Below are 16,360 nucleotides of genomic sequence, written 5' to 3'. Positions count from 1 at the left end.
TCAGAGGGCCGGGAGGCCCTCGACGACGGCCTGGCCCGAGTAGTGCAGGACCCACGCGAGCAGGGCCTTCTGGGCGTGCAGGCGGTTCTCGGCCTCGTCCCACACGACGGACTGCGGGCCGTCGATGACCTCGGCGGCGACCTCGTAGCCGCGGTAGGCCGGGAGGCAGTGGAGGAACACGGCGTCGGGCGCGGCCTTGGCCATCGCGGCGGCGTCGACCGAGTAGTCGCGGAAGAGCGACAGGCGCGCCTCCTTCTCCGCCTCCTGGCCCATTGAGACCCAGGTGTCCGTGGTGACCACATCGGCGCCCTCGAGGGCGGCGGCCGGATCGACGGTGACGAGCACCGATCCGCCGGTCTGGGCGGCGACGGCCTCGGCCTCCGCCACGACGTCAGCCGCGGGGAGGTAGCCCTCGGGCCCGGCGATGCGCACGTGCATGCCCGCCGTGACGCCGGCGAGGAGGTAGGAGTTGGCCATGTTGTTCGCCGCGTCGCCGAGGTAGGCCATCGACAGGCCGGCGAGCTCGCCCTTGTGCTCCTTGACCGTGAGCAGGTCCGCGAGGAGCTGGCAGGGGTGGTAGTCGTCGCAGAGCGCGTTGACCACCGGGACGCGGGAGTTCGCGGCCATGTCGACCAGGCCCTGGTGGGCCCCGGTGCGCCACACGATGGCTGCGACCATGCGCTCGAGGACCTTGGCGGTGTCCTCGACCGACTCCTTGTGCCCGATCTGGCTCTCGCCCGGGTTGATGATGAGCGGGGTGCCGCCCATGTCGGACACGCCGGCCGAGAAGGACACGCGCGTCCGCGTGGAGGTCTTGTCGAAGATGACCGCCACGGTCTTGCGGGCGGAGCCCTCGGCGGCGAGCGGCTGCACCGAGTAGGGCGCGGCCTTCATCCGCACGGCGAGGTCGAGGACCTCGGCCTGCTCGGCGGGGCTGAGGTCGGTGTCCTTGAGGAAGTGGCGCGTGGTCACTGGGTCTCCTTTTCTGCCGCGAGCCGCTCGGCGGCGGTGGCCACGAGCCGGGGCAGCGCGGCGACGAACGTGTCGGCCTGCTGGGCCGTGAGGATGAGGGGCGGGGCGAGGCGGATGGTGCGCGGGCCCGGCGCGTTGACGATGAAGCCCGCCTCGAGGGCGGCGTTGACGACGGCGGCGGCCAGGTTCGCGCCGTCGGGCACCCCGGCGGGGGCCGCCAGATCGATGCCGAGGAGCAGCCCGCGCCCGCGCACCTCGACGACCTCGGGCAGGTGGGCGAGCGCGTCGCGCAGCCGCTCCCCCACGGCCCGGACGTTGGCGAGGACTCCCTGCGTCTCGATCGTGTGCAGCGTGGCGAGCGCGGCCGCCGTCGCTACCGGGTTCCCCCCGAACGTGGTGCCGTGCTGGCCCGCGGTGAGGCGGGCGCTGTTCTCCTCGCCGAACGTGACGAGGGCGCCGATCGGGAAGCCGCCGCCGAGGCCCTTGGCGAGGGTGACCGCGTCGGGCACGATCCCGGAGCCCTCGATCGCGAGCCACGTGCCGGTGCGGCCCATGCCCGTCTGGACCTCGTCGACGATCAGGAGGGCGCCGGCGTCGCGCGTGATCTTCCGCGCCGCGGCGAGGTATCCGGGCGGGAGGGGCACGACGCCGGCCTCGCCCTGGATCGGCTCGAGGAACACGGCCTGCGTGGTGCAGTCCACGGCCGCGGCGAGGGCGTCGACGTCGCCGAACGGCACGTGGACCACGCCTCCCGGGAGGGGCTCGAACGGCTCGCGGTAGGCCTTCTTCGCCGTGAGGGCGAGGGCTCCCATGGTGCGGCCGTGGAAGGCGCCCTCGAGGGCGACGACCTTGGTCCTCGGCTCCTCGGCGGTGCCGGCGTTGCGGCGCGCGAGCTTGAACGCGGCCTCGTTGGCCTCGGTCCCGGAGTTCGCGAAGAAGACCTTGGATCCGGCCGGGGCGCCGGTGACTTCGAGGAGCTTCTCGGCGAGGGCCACCTGGGTGGGGCTCGTGAAGAAGTTCGAGACATGCCCGAGCGTGGCCAGCTGCGAGGAGATCACGCTCGTCACGAACGGGTGCGCGTGGCCGAGGGCGTTGACGGCGATGCCGCCGAGGAGGTCGAGGTACTGCTTCCCGTCGGCGTCCCACACGTAGCAGCCCTGCCCGCGGACCAGGACGCGCTGCGGCGTCCCGAACACGCCCATGAGCGAATCCGAGTAGCGCGAGAGCCACTCGCTCCCGCTCGAGGTCCCCGCGAGCTCCGAGGCGGGGCGGGCCTCCGGTGCGTTCTCGGTGCTCTGCCTGCTGTCCTGGCTCATGCGCGCGTTCCTTCCCCGTCGGGGACCACCTGGGTCCCGACGCCGGCGTTGGTGAAGATCTCGAGGAGCATGGTGTGCGGGCTGCGGCCATCCACGATGGCTGCGCGGTCCACCCCCTCGCTGACGGCCTTGAGGCAGGCTGCCATCTTCGGGATCATGCCGGAGGCGAGGCCGGGCAGCATCTCGCGAAGCTCCGAGGCGGAGATCTGCGAGACGAGCGAGTCCCGGTCCGGCCAGTTCCGGTACAGGCCCTCGACGTCGGTGAGGATCACGAGGCGCGAGGCCTTCAGGGCCACCGCGACCGCGGCCGCGGCCGTGTCCGCGTTGACGTTGAGGACCTGGCCGGTCGGCTGGTAGGGGGCGGCGCCGTCGGCCGCCTCCGCGTCCTCGACCTCGGGGGCGACGCCGGAGATCACGGGGATGCGGCCGGCCTCGAGGATGTCCAGCACGGCGCCGGGCTCGACGCCGACCACCTCGCCGACGAGGCCGAGGTCCACCTCTTCGCCGTCCACGACGGCGCCGGTGCGGACGGCGCGGAGGAGGCCCGCGTCCTCGCCTGAGAGGCCCACGGCGTAGGGGCCGTGCGAGTTGATCAGGCCTACGAGCTCGCGGCCCACCTGGCCGGTGAGGACCATGCGGACGATGTCCATGGCCTCCGGGGTCGTGACGCGCAGCCCGCCCTTGAACTCGCTCTCGATGCCCACCCGGCCCAGCATCGCGCTGATCTGCGGCCCGCCCCCGTGGACCACCACGGGGCGGATGCCGACGTGGTGCAGGAAGACGATGTCCTCAGCGAACGCGCGGCGGAGCTCGTCGTTGACCATCGCATTGCCGCCGTACTTGACCACCATCGTGGTGCCGGCGAACTTCTGGATCCAGGGCAGGGCCTCGATGAGGGTCTCGGCCTTGTCCATGGCGAGGCGGAGGTTGGGACTCTGCGGGTCGGTGCGTGCGTCAGTCATCGTCTCAGCTCGAGTAGGCGGAGTTCTCGTGCACGTAGTCGTGCGTGAGGTCGTTGGTCCAGATGGTCGCCTCGGCGTCCCCGGCGGCGAGGTCGATCTCGACGAGCACCTCCCGCGGCTCGAGGTCCACGAGGGAGCGGTCCTTGCCGATGCCGCCGTTCTGGCAGATCTCGACGCCGTTGATGGACACGTTCAGGGAGTCGGGCTCGAACACCGCGTCGGTGGTGCCGACGGCGGAGAGCACGCGGCCCCAGTTGGGGTCCTTCCCGAAGATCGCGGTCTTGAACAGGTTCGACCGCGCGACCGCGCGGGAGACGACCTCGGCGTCGCGCTCGTTGGCGGCGTTGAAGGTGCGCACCGCGATGTCGTGCGCGGCGCCCTCGGCGTCGCCGATGAGCTTGCGGGCGAGCTCGGCGCAGACCTGGGTGAGGCCGGCGGCGAACGCGTCGGCGTCCGGAACGGCCCCCGAGGCACCGGAGGAGAGCAGCACGACCGTGTCGTTCGTGGACATGCAGCCGTCGGAGTCGGCCCGGTCGAAGGTCACGCGGGTCGCGTCCCGGAGGGCGGCGTCGAGCATCTCCGGGGCGGCGGCGGCGTCGGTGGTGAGGACCACGAGCATCGTGGCGAGGCCAGGAGCGAGCATGCCCGCGCCCTTGGCGATGCCGCCGATGGTGTACTCGATGCCGGCAGCGTCGGTGCCCGTGAACACCGATTCCTTGGGCACGGTGTCGGTGGTCATGATCGCGCGGGCGGCGTCGTGGCCGCCGTCGTCCGTGAGGGCCGCCGCGAGCGCGTCCACGCCGGGGACGATCTTGTCCATGGGCAGCTGCTCGCCTATGAGCCCTGTCGAGCAGACCACGACGTCGCCGGCCGAGATGCCGAGGACGTCGGCGGCCTTCTCGGCCGTCGTGTGGGTGTTCTGGAACCCCTGTGGGCCGGTGCAGGCGTTGGCGCCGCCGGAGTTGAGCACGACGGCGTCGACGCGCCCGTCCGTGACGACCTGCTTGGACCAGCGCACGGGCGCGGCCATGACCCGGTTGGTGGTGAAGACGGCGGCGGCATGGCGGTCCGGGCCGTCGTTGACGACGAGGGCCATGTCCGGCTTGCCGGAGGCCTTGAGGCCCGCGGTGACGCCGGCGGCCCGGAAGCCCTTGGGTGCGGTGACGGTCACGGTGCGACTCCCAGCTGTGCGAGGCCGGTGCCCTCGGTCAGGCCCAGCGCGATGTTCATGGACTGCACCGCGCCGCCGGCGGTGCCCTTGGTGAGGTTGTCGATGGCCGAGCTCACGATCACGCGGCCGGCGTGCTCGTCGAAGGCGAGCTGGATGACGGCGTTGTTGGAGCCGAGGACCATCTGCGTGGCGGGCCACTGGCCCGACGGCAGGAGGTGGACGAACTGCTCGTCGCCGTAGGCGGCCTCCCAGGCGGCGCGCAGCGACGCGGCCCCGACGCCGTCCTTGACGCGTGCCGTGGCCGTGGTGAGGATGCCGCGGCTCATGGGCGCGAGGGTCGGGGTGAAGGAGACGGTGACGGGCTCGCCGGCGGCGTTGGCCAGGCCCTGCTCGATCTCCGGCGTGTGCCGGTGCCCGCCGCCCACACCGTACGGGCTCATCGAGCCCATGACCTCGGAGCCGAGCAGGTGCGGCTTGACGCTCTTGCCCGCGCCGGAGGTCCCGGACGCCGAGACGATGACGACGTCGTCGGGCTCGAGGAGGCCGGCGGCGAAGCCCGGGGTGAGGGCGAGCAGGGCGGAGGTCGGGTAGCAGCCGGGGACGGCGATGCGCCGCGCCCCGCGCAGCTTCTCGCGCTGCTTCTGGCCGCTGCCTGCGCCACCACCCGGGCCGATCGGCAGCTCGGGCAGCCCGTAGGGCCAGGTGCCGGCGTGCTCGGAGCGGTAGAACCGGAACCAGGCCTCGGGGTCCTCGAGGCGGTGGTCCGCGCCGGCGTCGATCACGAGGGTGTCCGCGGGCAGCGCCGCGGCCACCTCGGCGGACGCCCCGTGCGGGAGCGCGAGGAAGACGACGTCGTGGCCGGCGAGGTTGTCCACCGTGGTCTCGACGATGACGCGGTCGGCGAGCGGGAGCAGGTGCGGCTGGAGCTCCCCCAGCCGGCTGCCCGCGCTCGAGTGCGCCGTGATGGCACCGATCTCGACCTCGGGATGGTTGGCCAGCAGGCGGAGGACCTCTCCCCCGGCGTAGCCGCTGGCTCCGGAGACAGCTGCAGTAATGGTCACCGGCCCACTCTAGGCAAGTTTATGCATTGCAGTCAATATTTATGCATCGGGCTCTTCCCGGGCGCCTTCCCTAGGATGGGGATGCGAACCGAACGACACTGGACTTCGAGACACGCAGGAGAACCATGATCAACGCCATCGTCGCCACGGCCCCCGGGGGCCCGGAAGTCCTCAAGCCCACCGAGATCGCCAGGCCGGAGCCCGGCCCGGGCCAGATCCTGGTCCGCGTCGCCGCGGCCGGCATCAACTTCATCGAGACGTACCAGCGCCAGGGCCTCTACACGATGTCCTTCCCCTTCACCCCGGGCGCGGAGGCCTCGGGCGTCGTGGCAGCCGTGGGCGAGGGGGTCGCCGACTTCGCCGAGGGCGACCGGGTGGCGACCGCCGAGGGGACCGCGACCTACGCGGAGTACGCGCTCATCGACGCGGACAAGGCCCTCCCGATCCCGGAGGGTGTGGACCTGCTCACCGCAGCCGCGCTCCCCCTCCAGGGGATGACGGCCCACTACCTCGTCAACTCGACGTTCCGGGTCGAGCCCGGACAGACGGTGCTGCTCCACGCCGGCGCCGGCGGAGTGGGCCTGCTCATGATCCAGCTGCTCAAGGCCAAGGGCGCCCGCGTCATCACCACGGTCTCCAACGACGCCAAGGCCGAACTGGCCTCCGGCGCCGGCGCGGACCACGTGATCCGCTACGACGGCTTCCCCGAGCAGGTCCGGGAGCTCACCGGCGGGGCCGGCGTCGACGTCGTGTACGACGGCGTGGGGCGGGACACGTTCGACGGCTCCCTGAAGAGCCTGCGCGTCCGCGGGATGCTCGTGCTGTTCGGCGCGGCGTCCGGCCCGGTGCCCCCGGTGGACCCCCAGCGGCTCAACGCCGGCGGCTCGCTCTTCCTGACCCGTCCCACGCTCGCCCACCACCTGCTCAATGCCGCCGAGCGGCGCTGGCGCTCCTCCGAGGTCTTCGGGGCGGTGGCCGACGGCTCGCTCAACGTCCGCATCGGGGCGCAGTTCCCCCTGTGGGAGGCCGCCGCCGCGCACACCGCGCTCGAGGGCCGCGCCACCACCGGCAAGGTCCTCCTCGTCCCGTAGCCGCCCACCAGTGAAGAAGGCACGGCAGTGACCGAGACGCACGAGCCCCTGCCCCGGGCCGGGGCCGCGGCCCAGCTCAGGAATGCGGGCCGGGCACCGGATCCCCGCACCCTCGTCGACATCCTCACCGCGAGCGCGGAGGCCTTCCCGGAGGCCCCCGCGCTCGACGACGGGTCGACCTCCCTCTCCTATGCGGAGCTGCTCGAGGAGGTCCGGGCGATGGGACGCAGGCTGCACGCCGCGGGCCTGGGAGCCGGGGACCGCGTGGGCATCCGCATCCCCTCGGGCACCGCCGAGCTGTACGTGGCGATCCTCGCGACGATGCTGGTGGGGGCCGCCTACGTGCCGGTCGATGCCGACGACCCGGACGAGCGGGCGAAGCTCGTCTTCAGCGAGGCGAAGGTGGCCGGGATCCTGCGCCGCGGCGGGTCCATGGTGGTCGCCAAGGACCGCCCCAAGCCCTTCCCGGAGCCCAGGCTGCCCGGGCCCGGGGACGACTGCTGGATCATCTTCACGTCCGGTTCGACCGGCACGCCCAAGGGGGTCGCGGTCAGCCACCGCTCGGCCGCGGCGTTCGTCGACGCCGAGGCCCGGCTCTTCCTGCAGGGCGAGCCGATCGGGCCAGACGACCGGGTGCTGGCCGGCCTCTCCGTCGCCTTCGATGCCTCGTGCGAGGAGATGTGGCTCGCGTGGCGGCACGGGGCGTGCCTCGTGCCCGCCCCGCGGGCGCTCGTGCGCACCGGCATGGACCTCGGCCCGTGGCTCGTCCAGCGCGGGATCACGGTCGTCTCGACCGTCCCGACCCTGGCCGCCCTGTGGCCCGCCGAGGCGCTCGAGAACGTGCGCCTGCTCATCTTCGGCGGCGAGGCCTGCCCCCCGGAGCTCGCCGCGCGGCTCGCCGTGGAGGGCCGGGAGGTGTGGAACACGTACGGGCCCACCGAGGCGACGGTCGTGGCATGCGCGGCGCTCCTGGACGGCACGGGGCCGGTGCGGATCGGGCTCCCCCTCGACGGCTGGGACCTCGCGGTCGTCGACGCCGCCGGCGTGCCCGTGGCCGCCGGCGAGGTGGGCGAGCTCATCATCGGCGGCGTGGGCCTGGCCAGCTACCTCGACCCCGCCAAGGACGCCGAGAAGTACGCCGCCGTCCCAGCGCTCGGATGGGACCGGGCCTACCGCTCGGGCGACCTCGTGCGGTTCGAGCCCGAGGGCCTCTCCTTCCAGGGCCGGGCGGACGAGCAGGTCAAGCTCGGCGGCCGCCGGATCGAGCTCGGCGAGGTCGACGCCGCGCTGCAGGCGCTCCCCGGCGTCGCCGCCGCGGCCGCCGCGGTGCGCACGACGGCGGCCGGGAACCAGATCCTGGTCGGGTACCTCGCGCCGGCCCGCGGGGCCGCGCCGGACGTCGCCGCGTACCGGAAGCGGCTCGCGCGCGAGCTGCCGGCCGCGCTCGTGCCGGTGCTCGCCGTCGTCGACTCCCTCCCGACCACAACGAGCGGCAAGGTGGACCGCAAGGCCCTCCCGTGGCCGCTGCCGGGGCAGGACAACGAGGAGGGTCCCGACCTCGAGCTCCCCGAGGACGCCGCGTGGGTCGTGGAGCAGTGGGGTGCCGTCCTCGGCACCGCAGCTCCGGGGCTCGATGCCGACTTCTTCGCCCACGGCGGCGGCTCCCTCGCGGCCGCCCAGCTCGTCTCCGCGCTGCGCCGGCGCTACCCCACCGTCACCGTCGCCGACGTGTACGCCCACCCCAGGGTCGGCGCCCTCATCGACGCCGTGGTCGGGACGGCCTCCGCCCAGCCCGGGCCGGTCCGCGCCGTGCGGCCCACGCCCGCGCGGACCCAGTGGCTCCAGACGCTCATGGGCGTCCCGCTGTTCATCCTCGTGGGCATGCGGTGGCTGACCTACCTCGCGGCCGCGAACAACATCCTCGCGGCCACCGCGGGACTCGCCGCGGCCCCGACGCTCTCCTGGTGGTGGGTCGCCGCCTCCTGGCTCGTGTTCGTCAGCCCCTGGGGCAGGATGGCCATCTCAGTGGCAGCCGCACGCCTCCTCCTGCGCGGGGTCTCCCCCGGCCGGTACCCGCGGGCAGGCTCGGTGCACCTGAGGCTCTGGCTCGCCGAGCAGATCGCCGACCTCGCGCAGGCCGTGAGCCTCGCGAGCGCGCCGTGGGTCCCGTACTACGCGCGGGCCCTCGGGGCGAAGATCGGCCGGGACGCCGTGCTGCACTCCGTCCCGCCGGTCACCGGCATGCTCTCCGTCGGGCCCGGCGCGTCCGTGGAGCCGGAGGTCGACCTGTCGGGCTGGTGGATCGACGGCGACTGGGTCCACCTCGGCGGCATCAGCATCGGGGCCGGCGCGGCCGTCGGCGCCCGGAGCACCCTGCTGCCCGGGGCGCGCATCGGCGCCGGCGCGGTCGTCGACCCGGGCTCGGCCGTGTCGGGCAAGGTCAAGGCGGGCCTGCGGGTGGCCGGATCCCCCGCGAGCCGGGTGGGCAAGGCGAAGCCGGGCTGGCCCGAGGCCGCCGTGCGCCGATCGCGGGCGCGCGAGGGGATGTGGATCGCGGCCTTCGCGGCGGGCTCGGCGCTCCTGGCGCTCGTCCCGTTCGCCTCGGCCGCGGCGGCCGGCGTCGTGCTCGCCTGGGCGGCGCGCGGGCACGGCTCGCTCCACGCCGCCCTCGTGCCGCTGCTCGCGGCGACGCCCCTCGCGGCGGCCGCGTGGTTCCTCCTCAACCTCGTCCTCATCGCCGTCACCACCCGCCTGCTGGGCCTCGGGCTCTCCGCCGGGTACCACCGCGTCCGCTCGCGGACCGGCTGGCAGGTCTGGGCCACCGAACGGGTCCTCGACCTGGCCCGGGAGGTCCTGTTCCCGATCTATGCGAGCCTCTTCACCCCCGTCTGGCTGCGGATCCTGGGCGCGAAGGTCGGCAAGGACGTCGAGGCGTCCACCGTGCTGCTGCTGCCGTCGATGACCACGGTCGCCGACGGGGCCTTCCTCGCCGACGACACCATGGTGGCCAGCTACGAACTCGGCGGCGGGTGGCTGAAGATCGCCCCAGCCAAGGTCGGCAAGCGCGCCTTCCTCGGCAACTCGGGGATGACGGCGGCGGGCCGGTCCGTGCCGAAGGACGGCCTCGTCGCCGTCCTCTCCGCCGCGCCGAAGAAGGCGAAGCCGGGCTCGTCCTGGCTCGGGAGCCCGCCGGTCCGCCTCCGCCGCACCGCGATCTCGACGGACGCCGGGCGGACGTTCCGGCCGGCACCCCGCCTCAAGGTCGCGCGTGCGCTGTGGGAGCTGTGCCGCGCGGTGCCCGTCGTGCTCACGGTGGCGATCGCCGTCGCCGTGTTCGCAGCCCTCGACTGGCTCGCCGCCGCGTGGGGGTACCTGCCCGCGGCACTGCTGTGCGGGGCCGTCATGCTTGCGGCCGGGGCCGTCGCGGCGGCGTCTGCCACGGCCGCGAAGTGGCTCTTCGTGGGCAGGATCCGCGCCGGCGAGCACCCGCTGTGGAGCTCGTTCGTGTGGCGCAACGAGGTCCAGGACACATTCGTGGAGATGGTCGCCGCCCCGTGGTTCGCGCGGGCGGCGGCCGGGACCCCGGCCCTCGTGTGGTGGCTGCGGTCCCTCGGGGCGAAGATCGGCTCCGGAGCCTGGTGCGAGAGCTACTGGCTGCCCGAGGCGGACCTCGTCTCGCTCGGGCGGAGCTCGACCGTGAACCGGGGCTGCGTCGTGCAGACGCACCTCTTCCACGACCGCATCATGGCCATCGACACCGCCACCCTGGGCGAGGGAGCGACGCTCGGGCCGCACGGCGTCGTCCTGCCCGGCGCGAGGATCGACGACGGCGCAACGGTAGGGCCGGCGTCGCTCGTCATGCGGGGCGAGCACGTGCCCGCGGGAACGTACTGGCGGGGCAACCCGGTGGTGCCGTGGAAGGAACCGGAGGCACCCACCAGGTGAGACAGGACCATCACATCGCCCTGCCTATGCCGCCCGGCCGCCCCGCGCTCCCCGATCCCTACACGCCGGGGCACGGGAGCGCCGCCTACACGGTCACGCACTACGACCTCGACCTCGAGGTCAAGCTCGCGAGCAACCGCCTCGCGGGCAGGGCGCGCCTGCGCGCCACCGCGAACCAGCGCCTCGAGGCGATCACCCTCAGCCTCGCCGGGCTCCGCGTGCTCAAGGTGCAGGTCGAGGGCGCGAGGGCCAAGGCCGTCCAGCGCGGGGAGGAGCTGCGCATCACGCCGGCCACGCCTGTGCCCGCGGGCAGGGACTTCTCCCTCGAGATCCGGTACGAGGGCAGTCCGGGCCCCACGGACGGCGAGTGGGGCGATGTGGGCTGGGAGGAGCTCGAGGACGGCGTCCTCGTCGCCGGGCAGCCAGTCGGGGCGCCCACCTGGTTCCCGTGCAACGACCACCCCAGCCAGAAGGCCACGTTCCGGATCTCGGCCACGGCGGACGCCGGGTACCGCGTCGTGTCGAACGGCCTCGTGGTCGGGCACCGGCGGAAGGCCAGCCGCGAGACCTGGGTCTACGAGGTCCACGAGCCGATGGCGCCCTATCTCGCGACGCTGCTGATCGGCCGGTTCCAGCTGCTCGAGCTCGGGCGCCTGCCGCGACGGGAGCACCCCTCGGTCGGGGTGTTCGCCGCCGTGCCGCCAGCCCTGCGCGAGAGCGCACTCGCCGGCCTGCGCGACCAGCAGGCGATGCTCGCCCTGTTCACCGACCTGTTCGGGCCGTACCCCTTCCGGGACTACACCGTCGTGGTCACCGAGGACGAGCTCGAGATCCCGCTCGAGGCGCAGACGCTCTCCATCGTCGGGCGCAACCACATCACCCGCAGCTGGGAGTCGCAGCGGCTGCTCGCGCACGAGCTCGCCCACCAGTGGTTCGGCAACTCGGTGACGGCCCGGCGGTGGGAGGACATCTGGCTCCACGAGGGCTTCGCGTGCTACGCGGAGTGGCTCTGGAGCGAGCACGCGGGCCAGGGGTCCGTGGCCTCGCGGGCTGCCGCGGCCTGGAAGCTCGTGGCGTGGCAGGAGCAGGATCTCGTGATCGGCGCCCCGGGGCCCGCGATGATGTTCGACGACCGCGTGTACAAGCGGGGCGCCCTCGCCCTGCACGCGGTGCGCAACGCGCTCGGGGAGGACAGGTTCTTCCGCGCCCTGAGGGCCTTCGGGGAGGAGTACCGGCACGGGAACGCCTCGACCGCCGACTTCCTCGAGCTCCTCGGCCGCGTGGGCGCCGGGGCACCCGGGTTCGACGCCGCCGCGATCCTGCGCCCGTGGCTGTTCGAGGGCCCGCTGCCGCCGCTGCCGGCCTAGTCCCGGCCCGGGGTCACCTTGCACGCGCCCCGGGGTCAGATCTGTGCCAGAGCGGCGACGAAGCCGGCCGGAAGCCCGAGCGCCTTCCCATCGAGGTCTTCCACCTTGCTGTCGCCACTGGTACTGACCGCTGCGGGTTGGACGCGCAGGCCCGTCCCCAGGGCCTTGAGGAGGGCCTCCTTGCGGACCCACAGCTGCGCCGCCTCCGTGGGCGGATCTTCCGCTGCCGACACCCGACGGCGCTCGGCCGCCGAGAACGCGGCGTCCGGGATCGCGCCACGGAAGTCTGCGACGCGTGCCAGGTCGACGCCGAGCCGGGGCGCTGTGGCCCCGATCTCGCACTCACACGGGGTGACCTCGCACTCACACGGGGTGACTTCGCGCGTCCACGGGGTGACCTCGCGCTCCCACGGGGTGACTTCGGCGGCCAGGAGGGCCCACCCGCCGGCCCGGGACATGCTCGCGGTGACGGGCAGCGCGAGCCGCGTCCCGTCGTCGTGCGCGGTGCCCGGAACCTCGCGGGCGAGCGCGAAGCCGGGGGCGCCGTGCTCCCCCGGCCTGCACGCGGGGCAGCGGTACACGGGGACCACGAGCCGCGGGTCCGCCCCGAGCAGCTCTGCGACCAGGCACCGCAGCGCGAGCCGGCCCGCGACGAACTCATGGCTGCGCTGCGCGCCGAGGATCGCCGCGGCCCGTTCGAGTTCGCCAGGGGTGCAGACGCCGGCGGGCAGCGCCGACCCGGGGTGACCGAGCGGCACTGCCCGCAGGAGCATCGCGGCTGTCGGGTGCTGCCTAGCCGCGCTGGACCGCGCCGAAGCGCTCGGCGGCCAGGGCCACGGCGGCGGCGCGCGCCTCGGACGCCTCGTCCGCGGTGAGCGTGCGGTCGTCGGCGCGGAACCGCAGGCCGAACGCGAGGGACTTCTTGCCCTCGTCGATGCCCTTGCCTGTGTACACGTCGAACAGGTGGACGTCCTCGAGGAGGTCGCCGGCGCCCTCGCGGAGCGCGCCGAGCAGGGCGTCGGCCGGGATCCCGGCGTCGACGATCAGTGCGACGTCCTGGGTCGCGACGGGGAACGTCGAGAGGTGCCGGGCCACCACCACGTCGGCGGCGGCCTCGAAGAGGGCGTCTGCGTCGAGCTCGAAGGCGACCGACCGGGCCGGAAGGTCCAGCCCGGCGAGGAGCTTCGGGTGCAGCTCGCCGGCGTGGCCCACGGTCTCGCCGGAGCGCAGCGACAGCTGGGCCGTCCGGCCCGGGTGGAACGCCTGGTGCGAGCCCTGGCTGACCACGAGCTCCACGCCGAGGACGTCCCCGGCGATCCGGGCGTAGTCCAGCGCGTCGGCCCAGTCCCAGGCCCGCGGCGCGCTTCCGGGCGCCTCGGGCATGTCCTTGCCGGTGAACACGCCCGCGACATGGAGCGGCTGGTCCGGCAGGCCGTTGTAGAGGGAGTCGAGGACCTCGTCCGCCGGGCGCGCGCCCAGCGGCGGGATGACCGCGGTGCCGAGCGGCCCGTCCCCGGGGAGGAAGACGAGGCCGGCCTCGAAGAGGGCGAGGTCGCGGAAGCCGCGCCCGTGGTTGCGCCGGGCGGTCTCGAGGAGCCCGGGCAGCAGGGAGGTGCGCAGCCAGCCGCGCTCCTCGCTCAGCGGGTTGGCGAGCTTGACGGCGGGCCGCGGGGCGCCCTCCTCGGCCACGCCGAACGTCTCGTTCTCGGCCTTCGTGGCGAAGGGGTACGCGAGCACCTCGGTCAGGCCCGCGTCCGCGAGCGCCTGGACGAGCCGGCGGCGCTGCTGCTGGCTGCGGGTGAACCCGCGGCCCGGAGGCGCGGTCGGCAGGGTCGAGGGGATCTTGTCGTAGCCGACGAGCCGGGCGATCTCCTCGGACAGGTCCTCCTTGGTCTCGAGGTCGTTGCGCCAGCTCGGCGGCGTGACCACGAAGTCCTCGCCCGCGCGCACGACGTCGGCGCCGAGGTCGCCGAGGGCGCGGGTGACGAGCTCCTCGCTGAACTCCATGCCGATCCGGGAGGATGCGAACCCGACCGGGAGCTCGATCCGCACCGGGGCGGGCGCGGTCCCGACATCGGTGCCCGCCTCGTCGGCGATCCCGCCGCCGTACTGGACCAGGAGGTCGACGACGCGCTGGGCGGCGACGCCGGCGACGTTCCAGTCGACGCCCCGCTCGAAGCGCTTGGACGCCTCGGAGGGCAGCTTGTGGCGGCGGCGCGAGCGGGCGATGCTCACGGTGTCGAAGTGGGCGGCCTCGATGAGGACGTTCACGGTCGTGTCGGAGCACTCGGTCGCGGCCCCGCCCATGACGCCGGCGATGCCGATCGGGCCAGACTCGTCCGTGATGAGCAGGTCCTCGGGGTCGAGGGTGCGCACCTTGTCGTCGAGGGTGGTGATCTTCTCCCCCGGCGCGGCGCGGCGGACGGTGATGGGCCCGGTGAGCGTGTCGAGGTCGTAGCAGTGCGTGGGCTGGCCGAGCTCGAACATGACGTAGTTCGAGATGTCCACCGGCAGGGAGATCGAGCGCACCCCGGCGAGGCGCAGCCGCGAGACCATCCACTGCGGGGTGGGCCGGGTCGGGTCGACCCCACGCACGGTGCGTGCCACGAAGCGGTCGCATCCGGGCACGCCGTAGATCGGCGCCTGGTCGTCGAGGACGACGCCGTGGCCGCCCTCGAGCGCCTGGGGCGCCGTCACGAGCTCGGCGGGGTCGGTGAACTCGGTGCCGGTCGCGTGCGAGTACTCGCGGGCGATCCCGCGGATGGAGAAGCAGTACGCGCGGTCCGGGGTCACGTTGATCTCGGCGGCCTCGTCGGTGAGCCCTAGGAGCTCGAGCGCGTCCGTCCCGACCTCCGGGTCGAGCCCGATGCGGGAGAGGACGAGGATGCCGTCGTGGTCGTCGCCGATCCCGAGCTCGCGCACGGAGGCGATCATGCCGGCCGAGACGTGGCCGTAGGTCTTGCGGGCGGCAATGTGGAAGTCGCCGGGCAGCGTGGCGCCGGGCAGGGTCACGACGACCTTGTCCCCGGGCGCGAAGTTGTGCGCGCCGCACACGATGCCCTGAACGCCGGACGGGTCGATGCCCTTGCCCGTGAGGGTCTGCTCCTGGCCCTCGGGCACCACACGCACCTGGCACCAGTTGATGGTCTTGCCGTTGCTCTGGGGCTCCTTGACCGCACTGAGCACCTGGCCGACCACAATGGGCCCGCGGATCGAGTCGGAGGGCCGGTGGACGGCTTCCTCCTCGAGGCCGACCTTGACGAGGTCGGCCATGAGGTCCTCGGCGGTCGCGTCCGCGGGGAGCTGCGTGTACTCGCGCAGCCACGAAAGGGGGATTCGCATTGAACTAGATCTCCATCCCGAAGTGCTGGCTGAAGCGGACGTCGCCCTCGATCATGTCGTGCATGTCGGCGACCTCGTTGCGGAACATGAGGGTGCGCTCGATGCCCATGCCGAACGCGAACCCCGAGTACTCCTCGGGGTCGATGCCCGCCGCCCGCAGGACGTTGGGGTTGACCATGCCGCACCCGCCCCACTCGATCCACGCGGGCCCGCCCTTCGCGCCGGGGTGCCAGATGTCCAGCTCGGCGCTCGGCTCGGTGAACGGGAAGTAGTTGGGGCGCAGCCGGATCTGGGCCTCGGCGCCGAACATCTGCCGCGCGAAGTGCTCGAGCGTCCCGCGCAGGTCCGCCATGGACAGGCCCTTGTCGATGGCGAGGCCCTCGAACTGGTGGAACACGGGGGTGTGGGTCGCGTCGAGCTCGTCGGTGCGGAACACCTTGCCGGGGCAGAGCACGTAGATGGGGACCTCGCGCTCGAGCATCGAGCGGACCTGCACCGGCGAGGTGTGCGTGCGCAGGAGCAGGTGCGCCTCGGGCGGGTCGATGAAGAACGTGTCCTGCATCTCGCGCGCGGGGTGGTCCGGCTTGAAGTTGAGCGCGTCGAAGTTGAACCACTCGGACTCGACCTCGGGACCCTCGGCGATCTCCCAGCCCATGCCCACGAAGATGTCGCTGACCCGGTCCTGCAGGGTCGAGAGCGGGTGCCGGGCGCCGGCGCGGCGGCGGCGGGGGGCCGCCGTGACGTCGACGGTCTCCTCGACGAGGATCCGGGCCTCGTCCTCGGCCTCGAGCACGGACTGCCGCTCGGCGATCGCCTTGTTGACCCGGCCCCGCGCGCCGCCCACGAGCTTGCCCGCCGCGGCCTTCGACTCCTTGGGGAGGGAGCCGATCGCGCGGTTGGCGAGCGCGAGGGGGGACTTCTCCCCCGTGTGGGCGATGCGCGCCGCCTTGAGCGCATCGAGGTCGGCGGCACCCGCGACGGCCTCGAGCGCCCTCTCGACGACGGCGGCGACGGCCGCCTCGTCGACGGGATCGGGGACGCTCGTCTCGCTCACGGGAACCTCTGTCTGGGCAGATGGGGGCGTAGTCTCGGGCACCCGTCAAGTCTAGTTCACGGCTACGATGCCCCTGTGC

11 protein-coding genes are annotated in these 16,360 nt (G+C 73.4%); 3 read left to right on the top strand and 8 right to left on the bottom strand.

Annotated features, from left to right (window positions below; all coding sequences use genetic code 11):
- From argF to argC, 5 genes are read right to left on the bottom strand one after another with little or no spacing between them, the layout of a single operon-like run.
- Complete coding sequence (gene argF, locus J2W21_RS05380) at positions 1-972, bottom strand: ornithine carbamoyltransferase (RefSeq protein WP_307113460.1); 972 nt, start codon at positions 970-972, stop codon at positions 1-3.
- Positions 969-2,288, bottom strand: a complete 1,320-nt coding sequence (locus tag J2W21_RS05375; protein ID WP_307113459.1) for an acetylornithine transaminase — start codon at positions 2,286-2,288, stop codon at positions 969-971. The genes argF and J2W21_RS05375 overlap by 4 nt, the downstream gene beginning before the upstream one ends.
- Positions 2,285-3,250: an acetylglutamate kinase gene (gene argB, locus J2W21_RS05370; protein ID WP_307113458.1), complete on the bottom strand. Its 966-nt coding sequence runs from the start codon at positions 3,248-3,250 to the stop codon at positions 2,285-2,287. The genes J2W21_RS05375 and argB overlap by 4 nt, the downstream gene beginning before the upstream one ends.
- Before the next feature lie 4 nt (positions 3,251-3,254).
- Positions 3,255-4,421 (bottom strand): bifunctional glutamate N-acetyltransferase/amino-acid acetyltransferase ArgJ, encoded by a 1,167-nt coding sequence (gene argJ, locus J2W21_RS05365; protein WP_307113457.1) that lies wholly within the window; start codon positions 4,419-4,421, stop codon positions 3,255-3,257.
- A complete protein-coding gene (argC, locus tag J2W21_RS05360) occupies positions 4,418-5,482 on the bottom strand; it encodes an N-acetyl-gamma-glutamyl-phosphate reductase (protein WP_307113456.1) in 1,065 nt (354 codons plus the stop codon). Before argC ends, argJ begins: the two co-directional genes overlap by 4 nt.
- 125 nt (positions 5,483-5,607) lie before the next feature.
- On the opposite strand from argC, the gene J2W21_RS05355 reads away from it, so the two are divergent.
- From J2W21_RS05355 to J2W21_RS05345, 3 genes are read left to right on the top strand one after another with little or no spacing between them, the layout of a single operon-like run.
- Complete coding sequence (locus tag J2W21_RS05355; protein ID WP_307113455.1) at positions 5,608-6,573, top strand: quinone oxidoreductase family protein; 966 nt, start codon at positions 5,608-5,610, stop codon at positions 6,571-6,573.
- A gap of 48 nt (positions 6,574-6,621) precedes the next feature.
- Positions 6,622-10,518 (top strand): Pls/PosA family non-ribosomal peptide synthetase, encoded by a 3,897-nt coding sequence (locus J2W21_RS05350; RefSeq protein WP_307113508.1) that lies wholly within the window; start codon positions 6,622-6,624, stop codon positions 10,516-10,518.
- Positions 10,515-11,885 carry a M1 family metallopeptidase gene (locus J2W21_RS05345; protein WP_307113454.1) on the top strand — a complete coding sequence of 457 codons (1,371 nt, stop codon included), beginning with the start codon at positions 10,515-10,517 and terminating at the stop codon, positions 11,883-11,885. The genes J2W21_RS05350 and J2W21_RS05345 overlap by 4 nt, the downstream gene beginning before the upstream one ends.
- Positions 11,886-11,920: 35 nt before the next feature.
- Here J2W21_RS05345 and J2W21_RS05340 read toward each other — a convergent pair whose 3' ends face one another.
- From J2W21_RS05340 to pheS, 3 genes are read right to left on the bottom strand one after another with little or no spacing between them, the layout of a single operon-like run.
- On the bottom strand, positions 11,921-12,658 hold the full coding sequence (locus tag J2W21_RS05340; RefSeq protein WP_307113453.1) for a 4'-phosphopantetheinyl transferase family protein: 738 nt from the start codon (positions 12,656-12,658) through the stop codon (positions 11,921-11,923).
- 19 nt (positions 12,659-12,677) lie between these two features.
- Positions 12,678-15,227, bottom strand: a complete 2,550-nt coding sequence (gene pheT / locus J2W21_RS05335) for a phenylalanine--tRNA ligase subunit beta (protein ID WP_307113452.1) — start codon at positions 15,225-15,227, stop codon at positions 12,678-12,680.
- A 4-nt stretch (positions 15,228-15,231) separates the two neighbouring features.
- Entirely contained in the window at positions 15,232-16,281 is a 1,050-nt protein-coding gene (gene pheS / locus J2W21_RS05330) for a phenylalanine--tRNA ligase subunit alpha (RefSeq protein ID WP_307113451.1), read from the bottom strand.
- Positions 16,282-16,360 lie beyond the last annotated feature (79 nt).

It is taken from the genome of Sinomonas atrocyanea (assembly GCF_030811715.1).
Classification (GTDB): domain Bacteria; phylum Actinomycetota; class Actinomycetes; order Actinomycetales; family Micrococcaceae; genus Sinomonas; species Sinomonas atrocyanea_A.
The sequence above is the reverse complement of the archived record's forward strand: the minus strand, read 5'-3'. Positions and strand labels throughout refer to the sequence as shown.